This window comes from Luteimonas granuli (genome assembly GCF_007795095.1).
In the GTDB taxonomy this organism is placed as follows: Bacteria; Pseudomonadota; Gammaproteobacteria; order Xanthomonadales; family Xanthomonadaceae; genus Luteimonas; species Luteimonas granuli.
In genome coordinates, this window is record NZ_CP042218.1 from 2,197,761 (window position 1) to 2,212,428 (window position 14,668).

General features: G+C 66.8%; 13 protein-coding genes and 1 tRNA gene. 12 read left to right on the forward strand and 2 right to left on the reverse strand.

The features are described from left to right. Window positions 1-66: 66 nt before the first annotated feature. The 3 genes from ybgF (at window position 67) to queC (ending at window position 2,416) form a co-directional block, all read left to right on the forward strand. Window positions 67-927, forward strand: coding sequence for a tol-pal system protein YbgF (ybgF, locus tag FPZ22_RS10125; protein WP_144892661.1), 861 nt, complete (start codon window positions 67-69; stop codon window positions 925-927). A gap of 102 nt (window positions 928-1,029) precedes the next feature. Further along, window positions 1,030-1,716, forward strand: coding sequence for a 7-carboxy-7-deazaguanine synthase QueE (queE, locus tag FPZ22_RS10130; protein WP_144892663.1), 687 nt, complete (start codon window positions 1,030-1,032; stop codon window positions 1,714-1,716). Between the two features lie 31 nt (window positions 1,717-1,747). Further along, the gene (gene queC, locus FPZ22_RS10135; RefSeq protein WP_144892664.1) at window positions 1,748-2,416 is read left to right on the forward strand and encodes a 7-cyano-7-deazaguanine synthase QueC; all 669 of its coding nucleotides are present in this window, start codon (window positions 1,748-1,750) and stop codon (window positions 2,414-2,416) included. Window positions 2,417-2,477: 61 nt separating this feature from the next. Here the strand turns inward: queC and FPZ22_RS10140 are convergent, their stop codons facing one another. Further along, a complete protein-coding gene (locus tag FPZ22_RS10140) occupies window positions 2,478-2,981 on the reverse strand; it encodes a group III truncated hemoglobin (RefSeq protein WP_246120689.1) in 504 nt (167 codons plus the stop codon). Between the two features lie 46 nt (window positions 2,982-3,027). On the opposite strand from FPZ22_RS10140, the gene FPZ22_RS10145 reads away from it, so the two are divergent. The 9 genes from FPZ22_RS10145 (at window position 3,028) to darG (ending at window position 12,864) form a co-directional block, all read left to right on the forward strand. Next, window positions 3,028-3,103 (forward strand) — tRNA-Lys (locus tag FPZ22_RS10145). A gap of 68 nt (window positions 3,104-3,171) precedes the next feature. Continuing rightward, window positions 3,172-3,420 (forward strand): type II toxin -antitoxin system TacA 1-like antitoxin, encoded by a 249-nt coding sequence (locus FPZ22_RS10150; protein WP_144892666.1) that lies wholly within the window; start codon window positions 3,172-3,174, stop codon window positions 3,418-3,420. After that, window positions 3,410-3,850, forward strand: coding sequence for a type II toxin-antitoxin system VapC family toxin (locus FPZ22_RS10155; RefSeq protein ID WP_144892668.1), 441 nt, complete (start codon window positions 3,410-3,412; stop codon window positions 3,848-3,850). Before FPZ22_RS10150 ends, FPZ22_RS10155 begins: the two co-directional genes overlap by 11 nt. A gap of 28 nt (window positions 3,851-3,878) precedes the next feature. Beyond that, window positions 3,879-5,918, forward strand: coding sequence for a type I restriction-modification system subunit M (locus FPZ22_RS10160; RefSeq protein WP_144892670.1), 2,040 nt, complete (start codon window positions 3,879-3,881; stop codon window positions 5,916-5,918). Continuing rightward, entirely contained in the window at window positions 5,908-7,194 is a 1,287-nt protein-coding gene (locus tag FPZ22_RS10165) for a restriction endonuclease subunit S (protein ID WP_144892673.1), read from the forward strand. Before FPZ22_RS10160 ends, FPZ22_RS10165 begins: the two co-directional genes overlap by 11 nt. Further along, entirely contained in the window at window positions 7,191-10,343 is a 3,153-nt protein-coding gene (locus FPZ22_RS10170) for a type I restriction endonuclease subunit R (RefSeq protein ID WP_144892675.1), read from the forward strand. Before FPZ22_RS10165 ends, FPZ22_RS10170 begins: the two co-directional genes overlap by 4 nt. After that, window positions 10,330-11,097, forward strand: coding sequence for a M48 family metallopeptidase (locus tag FPZ22_RS10175; protein ID WP_144892677.1), 768 nt, complete (start codon window positions 10,330-10,332; stop codon window positions 11,095-11,097). The genes FPZ22_RS10170 and FPZ22_RS10175 overlap by 14 nt, the downstream gene beginning before the upstream one ends. Further along, complete coding sequence (gene darT, locus FPZ22_RS10180; protein ID WP_144892679.1) at window positions 11,090-11,743, forward strand: type II toxin-antitoxin system toxin DNA ADP-ribosyl transferase DarT; 654 nt, start codon at window positions 11,090-11,092, stop codon at window positions 11,741-11,743. Before FPZ22_RS10175 ends, darT begins: the two co-directional genes overlap by 8 nt. Further along, window positions 11,740-12,864: a type II toxin-antitoxin system antitoxin DNA ADP-ribosyl glycohydrolase DarG gene (gene darG, locus FPZ22_RS10185; protein WP_144892681.1), complete on the forward strand. Its 1,125-nt coding sequence runs from the start codon at window positions 11,740-11,742 to the stop codon at window positions 12,862-12,864. The genes darT and darG overlap by 4 nt, the downstream gene beginning before the upstream one ends. Here darG and recQ read toward each other — a convergent pair. Beyond that, on the reverse strand, window positions 12,810-14,651 hold the full coding sequence (recQ, locus tag FPZ22_RS10190; protein WP_144892683.1) for a DNA helicase RecQ: 1,842 nt from the start codon (window positions 14,649-14,651) through the stop codon (window positions 12,810-12,812). The genes darG and recQ overlap by 55 nt on opposite strands. Between the last annotated feature and the right edge of the window lie 17 nt (window positions 14,652-14,668).

Genomic DNA, 14,668 nt, shown 5'->3' on the forward strand with positions numbered 1-14,668 from the left:
CAGCTGGCGGGAACCCCGCCAGCTGCCGATTGTCTTTCCAGAGTCCGTGAAACAGGCGTCCCTGCCATGACCCGCAGTCATCCCACCGCCCGCATCGTCCTCGCCCTTGCCGCGTCCGCCGCCTTCATGGCGCCGCCGGCCGCCGCCCAGCGCGCCAGCCTCGGCGAGCGCGTGGCCGCGCTCGAGGCGCAGGCCGCGGGCAACCAGGGCAATATCGAACTCCTCAACCAGATCACCGCGCTGCGCGACGAAGTGCGCTCGCTGCGTGGCCAGGTCGAGGAGCTGCAGCAGCAGAACCGCACGCTGGAAACCAGCGTCCGCAACCAGTACCTGGACGTCGACGACCGCCTGAACCGCCTGGAGGGCGGGGTGCCGGCGGACGCCGGCGCGCAGGCCGCGGCCAATGGCGCCCCGGCCGCGCGGCTGCCGGCGGAGGGCGGGTCCGCACAGGCTCGGGGTGCGGCCGCGGCGCCGGCGCCGACACCTGCCGACAGTGCGCCGATCGTGGCCGGCGACGCCGGCCTGCTGGCCAACGCCGCCGATGAGCGCAGTGCCTACGAGACCGCCTTCGCCGCCCTGCGCGGCGGGGATTACGAGGCCTCGGCCCGGCTGTTCAGCGAGTTCCTGCGGCTGTATCCGACCGGCATCTACGCCCCCAACGCCCTGTACTGGCTGGGCGAGAGCTACTACGTCACCCAGGACTACGCGAGCGCCCAGGCACAGTTCGAAGCGATCCTGCAGCGCTACCCGACCCACGACAAGGCGCCGGGATCCCTGCTCAAGGTCGGTCTCTCGCAGTACGGGCGCCGTGACCTGGCGGCCGCGGAAGCCACCCTCGCGCGCGTCACCGAGAAGTATCCCGGCACCGACGCCGCGCGCACCGCCGAAGACCGCCTGCGCTCGATCCGGCTGAACAGCCTGCGCTGAGCTTCGACGACGTGGCGCGGCCGTACGGCGCGCCGTTCCTGCGGGCCCGCGCGCGCAGGCCAGCGGCCGGACACGCGCCGGCGACGCGTTACAATCCAGGCCATGGATACCCCTTCCGCCGAGTCCGGCGCGGCTCTGGCCGCGGTCCCGGACCGGCTCCGCATCACCGAGATCTTCCTGTCGCTCCAGGGCGAGGCGCGCGACGCCGGCTGGCCGACCGTGTTCGTGCGCCTGACCGGCTGCCCGTTGCGCTGCACCTATTGCGATACCGCCTACGCCTTCCACGGCGGCGAATGGCGCGAGATCGACGCGATCCTGGCCGAAGTGGAGAGCCACGGCGTGCGCCACGTCTGCGTGACCGGCGGCGAGCCGCTGGCGCAGAAACGATGCATCGGGCTGCTGCAGCGGCTGTGCGACGCCGGGTACGTGGTCTCGCTGGAAACCTCCGGCGCGATCGACATCGGCGACGTCGACCCACGCGTCTCGCGGGTGCTCGACATCAAGACGCCGGGTTCGGGAGAAGAGGGCCGCAACCTCTGGTCCAACCTCGGACTGCTCACGCCGAATGACCAGGTCAAGTTCGTGATCTGCAACCGCGCGGACTACGAGTGGGCGCGCGGGATGGTGGCCGAGCATGCGATCCACCAGCGCTGCGACGTGCTGTTTTCGCCCAGCAAGTCGGAGCTGGATGCGCGCGAGCTCGCGGACTGGATCGTGGCCGACCGGCTGCCGGTGCGGTTCCAGGTGCAGCTGCACAAGATCCTCTGGAACGACGAACCCGGACGCTGAGGCCGTCCCGCATCCCCCCTGGAGCACCCCGTTGAAGAAGGCAGTCGTACTGGTGTCGGGCGGCATGGATTCCGCCGTGGTCCTGGCCATCGCGCGCGAGCAGGGTTTCGCCGTGCACGCGCTGAGCGTCGCCTACGGACAGCGTCATACGTCCGAGCTCGACGCCGCCGCCGCCCTGGCGGCCGCACAGGGTGCGGCCGCCCACAAGGTGGTCGCCGTGGACCTGCGCGCGATCGGCGGCTCGGCGCTGACCGCCGACATCGACGTGCCCGAGGCCGGCAGCGCCGGCATTCCGGTGACCTACGTGCCGGCGCGCAACACCATCATGCTGTCGATCGCGCTCGGCTGGGCCGAAGTGCTCGGCGCGGCGGACATCTTCTGCGGCGTCAACGCGGTCGACTATTCCGGCTATCCCGACTGCCGGCCGGAGTTCATCGACGCCTTCGAGCGGCTGGCGAACCTGGCCACCAAGGCCGGCGTGGACGGTGCCGGGATCCGCGTGCATGCGCCGCTGCAGCACCTGTCGAAGGCCGACATCGTGCGCGAAGGCTTGCGCCTCGGCGTGGATTTCTCGAAGACCGTGTCCTGCTACAGCGCCGACGCCGAAGGCCGCGCCTGCGGCCACTGCGACGCCTGCGTGCTGCGCGCCGAGGGCTTCGCCGCCGCGGGGGCGGAGGACACGACGCGCTACGCGGGCTGACCGCGCCCGGCGGCAGCGGCGCGCGATCCTTGTCGCCGGCACCTCGCCTGGCCGCGCCCGGTCACGCGCCGCCGCGTCGGTGGTCGCAGTCGGTATCCCCGGCGCGGCGCAGGCGTCGCAGCGGATCGATTTCCAGACCGATGCGAAGCGAGCGGCCGATGCGCTCCGCGGTCTCGAAGACATGCCGCGCCTGCTCCCGCGGCAGCACCTCGCGCGCGGTGCGGTCCCACAGCGCCAGCCAGCGCGCGAAGTGCTGGTCGTCCAGCCCCAGCGGCCGGTGCGCCGACATCGGGTTGCCGCGATAGCTTCCGGCACGCAGCAGCACCGACGCCCAGAAACGCACCAGCGTGTCCAGGTGCTCGTCCCAGTCCTCGACGGCGGCCTCGAACACCGGACCCAGCAGCCAGTCCACCCGCGCCCGGGCGTAGAAGGCGTGCACGAGACGGGTGATGCCGGCCACGTCGGGAAGGTGGAGCGGCTGGCCGTCCGGCCCTGGCGTCGGAGCGTCGCGGAGCATGCCGGCAGTATCCGGCATCGCCGCCGCACCGGCCTTGACCCGGGTCACCCGCGGCAGCTCCGACCATGGCGTGACATAATTCGCGGTCTGCGTGGGGCCGTTAGCTCAGTCGGTAGAGCATCGGACTTTTAATCCGCTGGTCGCTGGTTCGAATCCAGCACGGCCCACCAGTCGCTGGATCCGCAACGTGGCTCTCCAAGGCGTCCGTACGGTACGATGCCGTACAAGGAGGCCCGCCATGACCGCAACCGCTGATCGTCTCGACCTGCGCCTGAGCGTCGAGGACAAGAACCGCCTGCGCCGCGCCGCCGAACTGCACGGCCTGCCGGTGGCCACCTTCGTGCGCGAAGCCGCACTGCGCGAGGCCGAGACCACCATCGCCCATCCGCCGAAGGCCCGCCGCGGCAGTCTGGCCGCCCGCCTGCGCGGCCGCGCGACGGCGCGGATGGGCACCGACGAGATCATGAAGCTGACCCGTGGCGCCTGATGCGCCCGAAGCGGCGCCGGGCGCGGGCCGGCGCGTGCTGGTGGACGCCAACGTCCTGCTGGACGTGCTGACGGACGATCCGGACTGGTACGGATGGTCGGCGGCGCAGCTCGATGCCTGCGCCACCGGTGCCGAGCTGTGCATCAACCCCATCATCTATGCCGAGGTCTCGGTGGGCTTCGAGCGTATCGAGGAACTGGACGAGGCGCTGTCGCCCGATGCCTTCACCCGGCTGGAGCTGCCGTGGGAGGCGGGCTTCCTGGCCGGCAAGGCCTTCCTGCAGTACCGCCGCGCCAAGGGCGCACGGAGCTCGCCGCTGCCTGACTTCCACATCGGTGCGCATGCCGCCATCGAGGGCATGGCGCTGCTGACGCGGGATGCGAAGCGTTATCGCACTTGTTATCCGAAGCTTGAACTGATCTGCCCGTGATCATGGGCAACCTGCAGAAGACCCCGGAATGAAACTGACCCAGCAACAACTCGAAACCCACCTATGGGGCGCCGCTAACATCCTGCGCGGCAAGACCGCCGGCCAGGACTACAAGAACTACATCCTGTCGCTGATGTTCTACAAGCGGCTGTGCGACCAGTGGGAGAACGAGGCCGACGACGCCATCGCCGAGCAGGAACGCCAGCAGCGACGCAGCTTCACCGAGGAGCAGAAGGCGGTCTATCGCGCCCGCGGCGAGCACCGCTACGCCATCCCCGAAGGCTGCCGCTGGGGCGACGTGCTGGCCGCGTCCACCCAGCTCGGCGAAACGCTGACCCGGGCCATGCGCGGCGTGGCCAACGCCAACGATGAGCTCAAGGGCGTGTTCACCGTGGACTGGGCCCAGCCTGCGCCCGACGGCTCCGGCAAGCCGCTGATCCCCAACGAGGTGGTGCACGCGCTGATCCAGCACTTCGACGCCCACGACCTGTCCAACGCCAGCGTGCCGGCGGACGTGCTCGGCCACGCCTACGAATACCTGATCAAGCAGTTCGCCGACGACGCCGGCGCCAAGGCCGGCGAGTTCTTCACCCCGCCGGAAGTGGTGGACACGCTGGTGCGCATCCTGGAGCCGCAGCCCGGCGACACTATTTATGACCCCACCTGCGGCAGCGGCGGCATGCTTGTGCATTCGGCCGGCTTCCTGCGCGAGGCCGGCCATCACGCCACCAGCGCCCAGTACTTCGGACAGGAGATGAACTGGGGCAATGCCGCCATCGGCAAGATCAACTCCGTGCTGCACGGCTTGGAGGCCGAGATCAAGGCCGGCGTCTCCACCATCACCGACCCGGCGTTCAAGGAGGGCGACGGCAAGCTGCGCCAGTTCTCGCTGGTGCTGGCCAATTTTCCGTTCTCCGACGAGTTCTGGTGGCTCAAGCCCGAGCAGCAGACGGACGACAAGAAGAAGAAAGACAAGCTCAAGAAGGAAATCTTCGGCAAGGAAGGTTTCAAGGACGCCTACGGACGCTTCGGCCGAGGCACCCCGTTCAAGGCCCCGCCCGCCGGCTATGGCGACTACGCCTTCATCCTGCACATCCTGGCCTCGCTCAACGCCAGGGGCCGCGCCGGCATCGTCTGCCCGCAGGGCGTGCTGTTCCGCGGCCAGCCGGAGGTGGAGGAGGAGACCGGCGAGTTCGACGCCAAGGGCGAGCCGAAGATCAAGCGCCGCAAGGCCGACGACGAGCACCTGATCCGCCGCACCCTGCTGGAGTCGGGCCTGATCGACGCGGTGATCTCGCTGCCGCTCAACGTGTTCTACGGCGCCGGCGTGCCCGCCTGCCTGCTGATTCTCAACCGACACCGCCCCAGGGCGCGCCGCGACAAGGTGCTGCTAGTCTATGCCGCGCGCCACTACCGCGAGCTGTCCAACCAGAACGAACTGCGCCCGCAGGACGTGATGCGCATCCTGGTGCACATGCAGGCCTATGGCGATGCGGCGAAGGTGCCGAAGCTGGTGGCAAAGCACAGCAAGCGCATCCGCGAACAGATCAACATGCGCGAGCATGAAGAGGTGGAGCGGCTGGAAGTCTGGTACGCCGACGCTGCGGCGCGCCTGGCCAGGCTGGAAGCCGAGCTGGCCACAAAGCAAGCGGAATTTTCGAAGATCAAGGCCAAAACGGAGAAGACAAAGGCCAAGGCTGCGGTCGAGAAGCTCCGGGGCCAGCGCGACAAGGCGGCGGCGAAGATCGCCGAGCGCGACGAGAAGATCGCCGAGGCCCGCCGCCGTGCAGAAGATGACCGCCGCGACGTGGACGCGACCGGGCAGGAACTGGGCGCGCTCTACGGCGATCCGGACGAGCTGCTCAAGCACGCACGCGTGGTCGGTCTCGACGAGATCGGGGAGAACGAATTCAACCTCAATATCCCGCGCTATGTGGATACCTTTGAGCCGGAACCGCGGGTAGAAGTTAAGGATGCGCTGAAGGCGCTGCGGGATGCGCAAGGCGATCTCGCCGACGCAGAAGCGCGACTTGGCGATTTGCTGAAGGCGATTGGCTATGCAGCATGACTGTTTTCCGGATGCCGTTGGCGAATGGCCGAAAACCCCGATCAGTGCGTTGGCAGAACAAAATCCACGCTATCCGGTCAAGAAAGGTATCGAATACCCGTTCCTTGAAATGGCTGCTGTCGGCGAGAACTTCGGAGGAATCCTGAAGTGGGATTCGCGGCGTCTGGAAGGCTCTGGCCTTGCCCGTTTCAAGCTCGACGACACGCTTTTCGCCAAGATCACGCCTTGTCCAGAGAACGGCAAGATTGCAATGGTTTCGGGTATGCCGGGCGAGACAGGACTGGGTTCTACCGAGTTCATCGTCCTGTCACCGCGTGAGGAAGCTGATCCGCGTTTTCTTTTTCACCTTCTCTGTTCGCATGACGTGCGAGGCCGCGCAACGGCAAGAATGGAGGGATCGACTGGAAGACAGCGCATTCCCGAAGATGTTTTCGATCGGCGATTGCTTGTTCCGAAGCCAAACGTGGATGAGCAATCCGCCATCGCCCGCGTGCTGGATGCGGTGGATGCGGCGGTTGATCGGGCGCGAGAAGCTGCCTCGCAGGCGAGCGAGCTCAAGCGTGCGATTGCGCAGAAGCTGTTCAGTACCGGCACTCGCGGCGAGCCGCAGAGAAAGACACCGGTTGGCTATATCCCGAAGTCATGGGAAGTAAGGCCGGTGAGTGGCGTCGTCACAAATTTCGAGTACGGCTTGTCCTTGCCGATGCACCTCAAGGGGCACACGCCCATTCTTCGCATGGGCAACATCCAGCGTGGTGATGTGGTGATGGATGGACTGAAGTACGTCACCTTGCCGCAAGCTCTACTGGATCGCTATCTTTTGAAGCGTGGCGACGTGCTTTTCAATCGCACCAATTCGCAGGAATGGGTCGGAAAGGTGGGCATCTATCGCACGGATGATCCCGCCGTATTCGCGTCGTATCTGATTCGTCTGCACGCAGACACGGAACTGGTCGACAACTACTACTTGGGCCAGTTGCTCAGCTCCCATGATGCGCAGTGCCGAATCAAGCGGTTTGCGACACCGGGCGTTCAGCAGGTCAACATCAACGCCAAGAACCTCGGCAAAGTGTTGATTCCCATCCCGGTTGGCAAGACGGGGCTTGACGAGCAGCGCGAGATCGCTGCGCTCCTGGAGGCTGCCGATGAACGTGTCCGCTCCCATGCGCCGGTTATCGCTGCTCTCGAAGAGCTCAAGAAGTCCCTGACGCACGACCTCCTCACCGGCCGCGTCCGCGTCGATCCCACACTGTTCAAGCAAGAGGTCGCTGCATGAGCGAACTCGGCTACGTCGAGCTGCCCATCCTGCAGTGGCTGTCCGGCCTCGGCAGCGCCACGTCGGGCGATGCGGGCCTGGGCTGGACCTACCGCGACGAGGTGGCCATGGCGGCCTTCGAGCGGCCGTTGCCCGATCCGCTGGTGGAGGAGTTGCTGGTCGCGGCGATCCTGCGGATCAATCCGCACGTCACCACCCCGGATCAGGCGCGGCGGGCGATCAAGGCCCTGCGCACCACCATGGACGCGCCCGACCGGCTCACCGCCAATCGCGAGACGCTCAATCGCCTGCGCGACGGCGTGCAGGTCGCGCTGGTGCCGGGCGAGGACGCGCGCACGGTGCACTTCATCGCCTTCGAGCCCGAACGCCAGCATCTCAACGACTTCACCGCCACCAACCAGTACCGCGTGCAGGGCGTCAGGCAGTGCCGCGACGACACCGTGCTGCTGGTCAACGGCATTCCCCTGGTGATCGCCGAGTACAAGAGCTATCTCAGCAGCGGCAAGGACTGGACCGAGGCCGTGCACCAGTTGCACCGCTACCAGCGCCAGGCGCCGCTGATGCTCGCGCCCAACCTGTTCTGCGTGGCGGCCGACGAGGACGCCTTCCGCTACGGCACGGTGCTGTTCCACGACGCCGGCAAGGACGACATCGAGCGCCATCTGGACACCTGGGGGCCGTGGCTGTCGCGCTACCCGGAGGTGAAGGGCTGGTGGAACGAACCGGAAGCCGACACGCCGGACGACCCGCTGGAGTTCCCGGTCAAGGGCCTGCTGCGCCTGCAGCCGGCGCAGGTACTGGATTTCCTGCAGCACTTCACCGTGTTCGAGACCAAGCAGGGGCGCACGGTCAAGAAGGTGGCGCGCTACCAGCAGTTCGAGGCGGTCAACGACATCGTCGATCGTTGCCTGGGCCTGATCGACACGCCAGCGAGCGCGCAGGACCGCACCGGCCTGATCTGGCATACGCAGGGCTCGGGCAAGTCGCTGACCATGGTGTTCGCAGCGTACAAGCTGCGGCGGCAGACGGACATGAAGAATCCCACGGTGCTGATCGTGGTCGACCGGCGCGATCTGAAGACCCAGATCTCGGACGACTTCGACGCCTGCGATTTCCCCAACGTGCGCAAGGCGATGGGCGTGCAGGACCTGAAAAGCATTCTCAAGCGCCGCGAGCGCGGCACCTTCGTGACCACGCTGCAGTCGTTCCAGCAGATGGGCGACCTGGCGCCGCTCCTTGATGACAACATCATCACCCTGGTGGACGAGGCGCACCGCTCGCAGAAGGGCGACACCGCCGCAAGCTACGCGATGACCATGCGGGTGAAGCTGCCCAACGCCTTCCGCTTCGGCCTGACCGGCACGCCCATCGACCGCACCATGACCAATACCCACCGCGATTTCGGCCCGATGGTGGATGGCCAGCAGGAGCGCTACCTCAGCTACTACGGCATCAAGCGCGCGATCAAGGATGGTGCGACCTTGGAAGTGCACTACCAGCGCGACCGCGTGCCTTTCATCGTCGATGAAAAAGCGCTCAACCTCGGCTTCGAGCAGATGTGCGAGGAGATGGAAGTCGAGGACGAGGAGGCCAAGGACCTGATCCAGCGCCAGCGCTCGGAGTGGAAGGAGCTGGCCCGCCATCCGGACCGGGTGGAGATCGTGGTCGGAAAGATGCTGGAGCATTTCCTCGCATACCCCGATCCGGGCGGCTTCAAGGCGCAGCTGGTCGGCGTGGACCGTACCGCCTGCGCCCGCTTCAAGGATGCGCTGGACGCGAAGCTGAAGGAAAAGGACCTGCCGCCGCAGTGGTGCGAGGTGATCATCTCCGAAGGGCAGAACGACGATCCGGACCTCGCGCGCTTCCATTACGGCAAGCAGAAACAAGACGAGCTGATCGAATACTTCAAGCTGACGCCGACGCAGTGGGAGGCGTACAACCGCGAGGCCTTCGGCGAGGACCGCAGTCGATGGCGGCCACCGCTGAAGATCCTGATCGTCTGCGACCGCCTGCTGACCGGGTTCGATGCGCCCATCGAACAGGTCATGTACCTCGACAAGCCGTTGCGCGACCACAACCTGCTGCAGGCCATCGCCCGCACCAACCGACCGCTGCCGGCGCTGAACAAGCGCACCGGCGTGGTGGTGGACTACTTCGGCGTGTTCAGCAACCTGGCCAAGGCGCTGAACTTCGACGAGAACATCCGCGAGGAGGCGCTGATCGACTGGGACAAGCTCCGGGCCACGGTGCCGGGCGAAGTCGCGCGCTGCATGGAAAGCTTCAAGGGCATCACCATTGCCGATACCCGCGATTGCCTGCTGGCCGCCCTGCGGGCGATCAAGGATCCGGATGCGGCCAAGATGTTCGAGCACAACTTCAAGAGCCTGGAGCGGCTGTGGGAAGCGGTGTCGCCGGATCCGGTGCTGTACGAGCACCGCTACGTCTACAGCTGGCTGTGCAGCGTCTACATTGCCCATCGCCGCCGCCAGCGTGGCGCGTCCGCGCGCGGCACCTACGGCGAGCTTTCTGCCAAGACACGGGAACTGATCGAACAGAACACCACGTTCATGGACCTGGCCGAATCGCTGCCGGTGTTCCGGATCGACAAGGACTACATCACCAAACTGGAGGAACTGCCCAGCCCGGCGGACAAGGCGGCGGCGCTGGAGGCCATCCTGACTGCGGAGCTGGCCGAAGACGACGGCAATGGCTTCACCTACCGGCACTTGGGCGAGCGGCTGGCGCGGCTGAAGGCGCAGAAGGATGCCGCCGACAAGGCCGCCGAGAAGCGGCTTAAGGAGCTGCAGGACATCGCGGATGAAGCGGTCAAACGGATCGAGGAGCCGAAGGAGCTCTACCTGACCAAGCCGGGGGAGTACGCGCTGTTTACCGTGCTCCGTGGACGCGTCGCCAACGACGATGTGGCCTATCTGGCGGAATGCGCAAGAAGTCTGGTCGAGCATCTGCGCGGCAACCAGCTTCTCTCATCAGGGTGGAGCAACTGGAAGGGCGGCAGGATGCGGGTGGAGCAGTCGCTGATCTCCGAACTCTGGAATCCGCAGTACGCCGAACTTGGACTCGATACCAATGGCGAGCCCTTTGTTTCCGCGGCCGTGTCGGAGTTGGTGAACACCGATGCGCCGGGCTGAAGCCGACGACGCCGGTGTTCGGTGCGTCACCCTGCTGGATGGCCGGGTTGTGCAATGGCGACTGGTCCGCTCGCACGTTGCGACCAAGCTGCGGATCAAGGTGGGTCCCGATGGCGTCAAGGTCGTCCTGCCGGAGGGGCGCGACGCGTGCGAGGCGGACGATTTCGTCGCTAACAACCGCGCGTGGGTGGCGGACCAACTGGAGCGTACGCGCAAGCTGCTGGCGACGCGCCGATCCGGCAGGCGTGCCGATGGCCGCATCGCATTCCGCGGCAGCGAAGTGGCCGTACGCGTGGTTCGCGTCGAAGGTTGGCGCGCGCCGAACAGGGTTGCCCTGGAGGACGGCGCAATCACCATCACGTGCGCGCCGCACAGCGAGACGCCGGTTGGCCGTTCGCTGGAAAACTGGCTGCGCAGACAGGCGCGTGAGCATATCGAGGCGCATGTGGCGGCCACGGGCGGGCGCCTGAAGCGCACGCCCAACCGCATCTACGTGATGGGCCAGCGCACCAAGTGGGGCAATTGCTCGACGCTGGGCAACCTGTCGTTTAACTGGCGCCTGGTCATGGCTCCGGATGCCGTCCTGCGCTACATCGTCACCCACGAAATGGTGCATTTGGCCGTCCCTGACCATTCGCGAAAGTTCTGGCTGACCGTGCAGAGCCTGTGCCCCGAGGCGGATCGCGCGCGCCAGTGGCTGGTGGCAAATGGCGAGCGGCTGCAGCTAGCCGGGGTGGAGGTCGACGGTGGCTGAGCGCTATCCCAATCTCAATCCGGACAAAGCGCTGATCTGGCGCATCGTCCATCGTGACAACCTGCCGTGGATTCTGGACAACGGCCTTCACTGCGGTAACGGCGGCGTGCGGGCTCCGGGCTGGATCAGCATCGGGAGTCCGGAGCTGATCGAGAAGCGCGCCAGCCATCCAGTACCACTGCCGCCGGGCGGGACCTTGAACGACTACGTGCCGTTCTACTTCACCCCGTTCTCGCCGATGTTGCGCAATATCCATACGGGCTGGGGTGGCGTGCGGCGGCGGCCCAACGATGAGATCGTGATTCTCGTCTCCAGCCTGCATCATGTCGCCGCGCAGGGCCGGCCTTTCCTGTTCACCGACAGTCACGCCTACTACCAGTGGGCAAACTTTTACGCCGACCTGGCTGACCTCGGCAAGATCGACTGGCCCTTGCTTCAGGCGAGGGATTTTCGCCGCGACCCGGACGACCCGGCCAAGTTCGAGCGTTACCAGGCTGAGGCGCTGGTCCACCGGCACTTGCCGATCGACGGCTTGCGCGGCATCGTGTGCTACACGGACCATTTGAAGCAGGTCCTCGAGCGTCAACTCCAGGCCCGCAACCTGGACCTGCCGGTCTTCGCCCGTACCGGGTGGTATTTCCGATGATCACGTTCACTCAAGGCAATCTGCTGGAGGCCCGCGCCGAGGCGCTGGTTAATACCGTCAACACCGTGGGTGTGATGGGGAAGGGCATCGCGCTGATGTTCAAAGAGCGCTTCCCCGAGAACTTCCGTCGCTATGCCGCTGCGTGCAAGGCCAAGGAGGTGCGGGTGGGTAGGATGTTCATCACCGAGGTCAACGAGCTGGGCGGTCCGCGCTGGATCATCAATTTTCCAACCAAGCAGCATTGGCGCGGAAATTCGCGTATGGAGTGGATCACGGAGGGCCTGCAGGACCTGCGGCGGTTCCTGGTCGAGAATCAGGTCAAGTCAGTCGCTATCCCGCCACTTGGGGCCGGTAACGGCGGCTTGGAATGGGTGCAGGTACGACCACACGTCGAAACAATGCTGGCTGGCCTGGAGACCGAGATCCTCGTGTTCGAGCCCACCGGCAATTACCAGAATGTGGCCAAGCGTACCGGGGTCGAGAAGCTCACGCCGGCCCGCGCGCTGATCGCGGAGCTGGTGCGCCGCTATTGGGTGCTGGGCATGGAATGCAGCCTGCTGGAGATCCAGAAGCTGGCCTGGTTCCTCGAACGCAATATCGAGCAGGCGGGCCTGACGCCCCTGGAGCTGCGCTTTGTACCGCACAAGTACGGTCCTTACGCCGACCGTCTGCGACATCTGCTGGATGGCCTGGATGGCAGCTATCTGCACAGTGTCAAGCGCATCGGTGATGCCGATCCACTGGACGTGATCTGGTTCGATGATAGACGCACAAGCTTCGTCCAGGCCTACCTGAAGAGTGAGGCCAAGGATTACGCGCCGGCACTGGAAGCCACGGTGGCCTTGATCGACGGCTTCGAGTCGCCTTTCGGCATGGAGCTTCTGGCGTCTGTGGACTGGCTGCTGGTGAAAGACCGCGTTACCCCGACCGTGCCTGCCGTACGCGAAGGCCTACGTCACTGGCATGGCGGTCCCGGTGCGGCGGAGCGGAAGGGCAGGTTGTTCGATGATCGTGCCCTGGGTATTGCGCTGGAACGGTTGGGCCCTCAGCCGCGCCGGCGCTCGACTCAGGCGGCGTCCGTTGCCGCTTCCGCAACCACGTCCAGCACCTCGTCCCCGTAACGCTCGATCTTCCCCGCGCCGATGCCGCCGATCAGCGCCAGGTCGCCGGGCGTGCGCGGCCGCAGCCGGGCGATCTCGCGCAGGGTGGCGTCGTGGAAGATCACGTAGGGCGGCACGCCCTGTTCGCGCGCCAGCCGCGTGCGCATCGCGCGCAGTGACTCGAACAGTGGCTGGTCGGCGCGGGCCACTTCGACCACGTTGCGCGCCGCGCGCGCCTCGCCGTCGCGCCCGCGCCCGCGCGACGCGCGCGGCGCTTCCTTGCGCAGCAGCACCTCGCGGCGGCCCTGCAGCACGTCGCGGCTGTCCACGGTCAGGCGCAGGCCGCCATAGCCCTCGGTATCGACTTCGAGCAGTCCCGCGGCCACCAGCTGGCGGAACACGCCGCGCCAGGCGCGTGAATCGAGTTCGGTGCCGATGCCCCAGGTGCTGATGCCGTCGTGCCCGAACTGCCGGATCCGCTCGGACTCCGAGCCGCGCAGCACGTCGATCAGATGCGCGGCGCCGAAGCGCTGCCCGGTGCGGTAGACGCAGGACAGTGCCTTCTGCGCCGCCACCGTGGCGTCCCAGGTCTCCGGCGGCGACAGGCAGTTGTCGCAGTTGCCGCAGGGCTCGCCGGCGCCCTTGCCGCTGTACTCCTCGCCGAAGTTCGCCAGCAGCACCTGGCGCCGGCAGCGCGTGGTCTCGCAGTAGCCGACCAGGGCGTCGAGCTTGCGGTGCTCCAGACGCTTGCGCTCATCGCCGGCCTCGGACTGGTCGATCATCTGCCGCAGCAGGACCACGTCGCCCAGGCCGTGGCACATCCAGGCCTCGGCGGGATCGCCATCGCGGCCGGCGCGGCCGGTCTCCTGGTAGTAGCCCTCGATCGACTTCGGCAGGTCCATGTGCGCGACGAAGCGCACGTCGGGCTTGTCGATGCCCATGCCGAAGGCGATCGTCGCCACCACCACCACGCCGTCCTCGAGCAGGAAGCGGCGCTGGTTGGCGGCGCGCACGACGGCGTCCAGGCCGGCGTGGTAGGGCAGGGCGTCGATGCCGGCCTCGACCAGCATGGCCGCGGTCTTCTCGACCTTGTTCCGCGACAGGCAGTAGACGATGCCGGCCTCGCCGCGGTGGCCGGCGATGAAGTCCAGGAGCTGGCGGTTGCCGTTGTCCTTGTGGACCACGGTGTAGCGGATGTTGGGGCGGTCGAAGGAGCTGGTGAAGCGGCGTGCGTCCTCGAGCTGGAGGCGCTCGGCGATCTCGCGCTGGGTCGGCGGGTCGGCGGTGGCGGTGAGCGCGATCCGCGGCACCTGCGGCCAGCGCTCGTGGAGCACGGTCAGTTCGCGGTACTCGCGGCGGAAATCGTGGCCCCACTGCGAGACGCAGTGCGCCTCGTCGATGGCGAACAGGGCGATGCGGCTGGAATCCAGCAGCGACATGAAGCGCGGGGTCAGCAGGCGCTCGGGGGCGACGTAGAGCAGGTCCAGCGTGCCCTCGCGCAGTCCGCGCTCGACCGCCGCGGCTTCGGCGCCGTCGAGGGTTGAGTTGAGGAAGGCCGCGCGCACGCCGAGCTGGCGCAGGGCCTCGACCTGGTCCTGCATCAGCGCGATCAGCGGCGAGACCACGATCGCGCAGCCCTCGCGGAGCAGGGCCGGGACCTGGTAGCACAGCGACTTGCCGCCGCCGGTGGGCATCAGCACCAGGGCGTCGCCGCCGGCGGACACGTGTTCGATGATGTCGGCCTGGCGGCCACGGAAGGCCTCGTGGCCGAAGACCTGGTGCAGGATGCGCAGTGCGGCGTCGCTCATGCGACAAGGATACCGGC

What these genes read in the sequence shown, in the direction of transcription:
- FPZ22_RS10175 (WP_144892677.1), top strand. Translation starts at nt 10,330, where the DNA reads ATGCGCCGGGCTGAAGCCGACGACGCCGGTGTTCGGTGCGTCACCCTG.
- FPZ22_RS10170 (WP_144892675.1), top strand. Translation starts at nt 7,191, where the DNA reads ATGAGCGAACTCGGCTACGTCGAGCTGCCCATCCTGCAGTGGCTGTCC.
- queE (WP_144892663.1), top strand. Translation starts at nt 1,030, where the DNA reads ATGGATACCCCTTCCGCCGAGTCCGGCGCGGCTCTGGCCGCGGTCCCG.
- FPZ22_RS10165 (WP_144892673.1), top strand. Translation starts at nt 5,908, where the DNA reads ATGCAGCATGACTGTTTTCCGGATGCCGTTGGCGAATGGCCGAAAACC.
- recQ (WP_144892683.1), bottom strand. Translation starts at nt 14,651, where the DNA reads ATGAGCGACGCCGCACTGCGCATCCTGCACCAGGTCTTCGGCCACGAG.
- ybgF (WP_144892661.1), top strand. Translation starts at nt 67, where the DNA reads ATGACCCGCAGTCATCCCACCGCCCGCATCGTCCTCGCCCTTGCCGCG.
- FPZ22_RS10160 (WP_144892670.1), top strand. Translation starts at nt 3,879, where the DNA reads ATGAAACTGACCCAGCAACAACTCGAAACCCACCTATGGGGCGCCGCT.
- darG (WP_144892681.1), top strand. Translation starts at nt 11,740, where the DNA reads ATGATCACGTTCACTCAAGGCAATCTGCTGGAGGCCCGCGCCGAGGCG.
- FPZ22_RS10150 (WP_144892666.1), top strand. Translation starts at nt 3,172, where the DNA reads ATGACCGCAACCGCTGATCGTCTCGACCTGCGCCTGAGCGTCGAGGAC.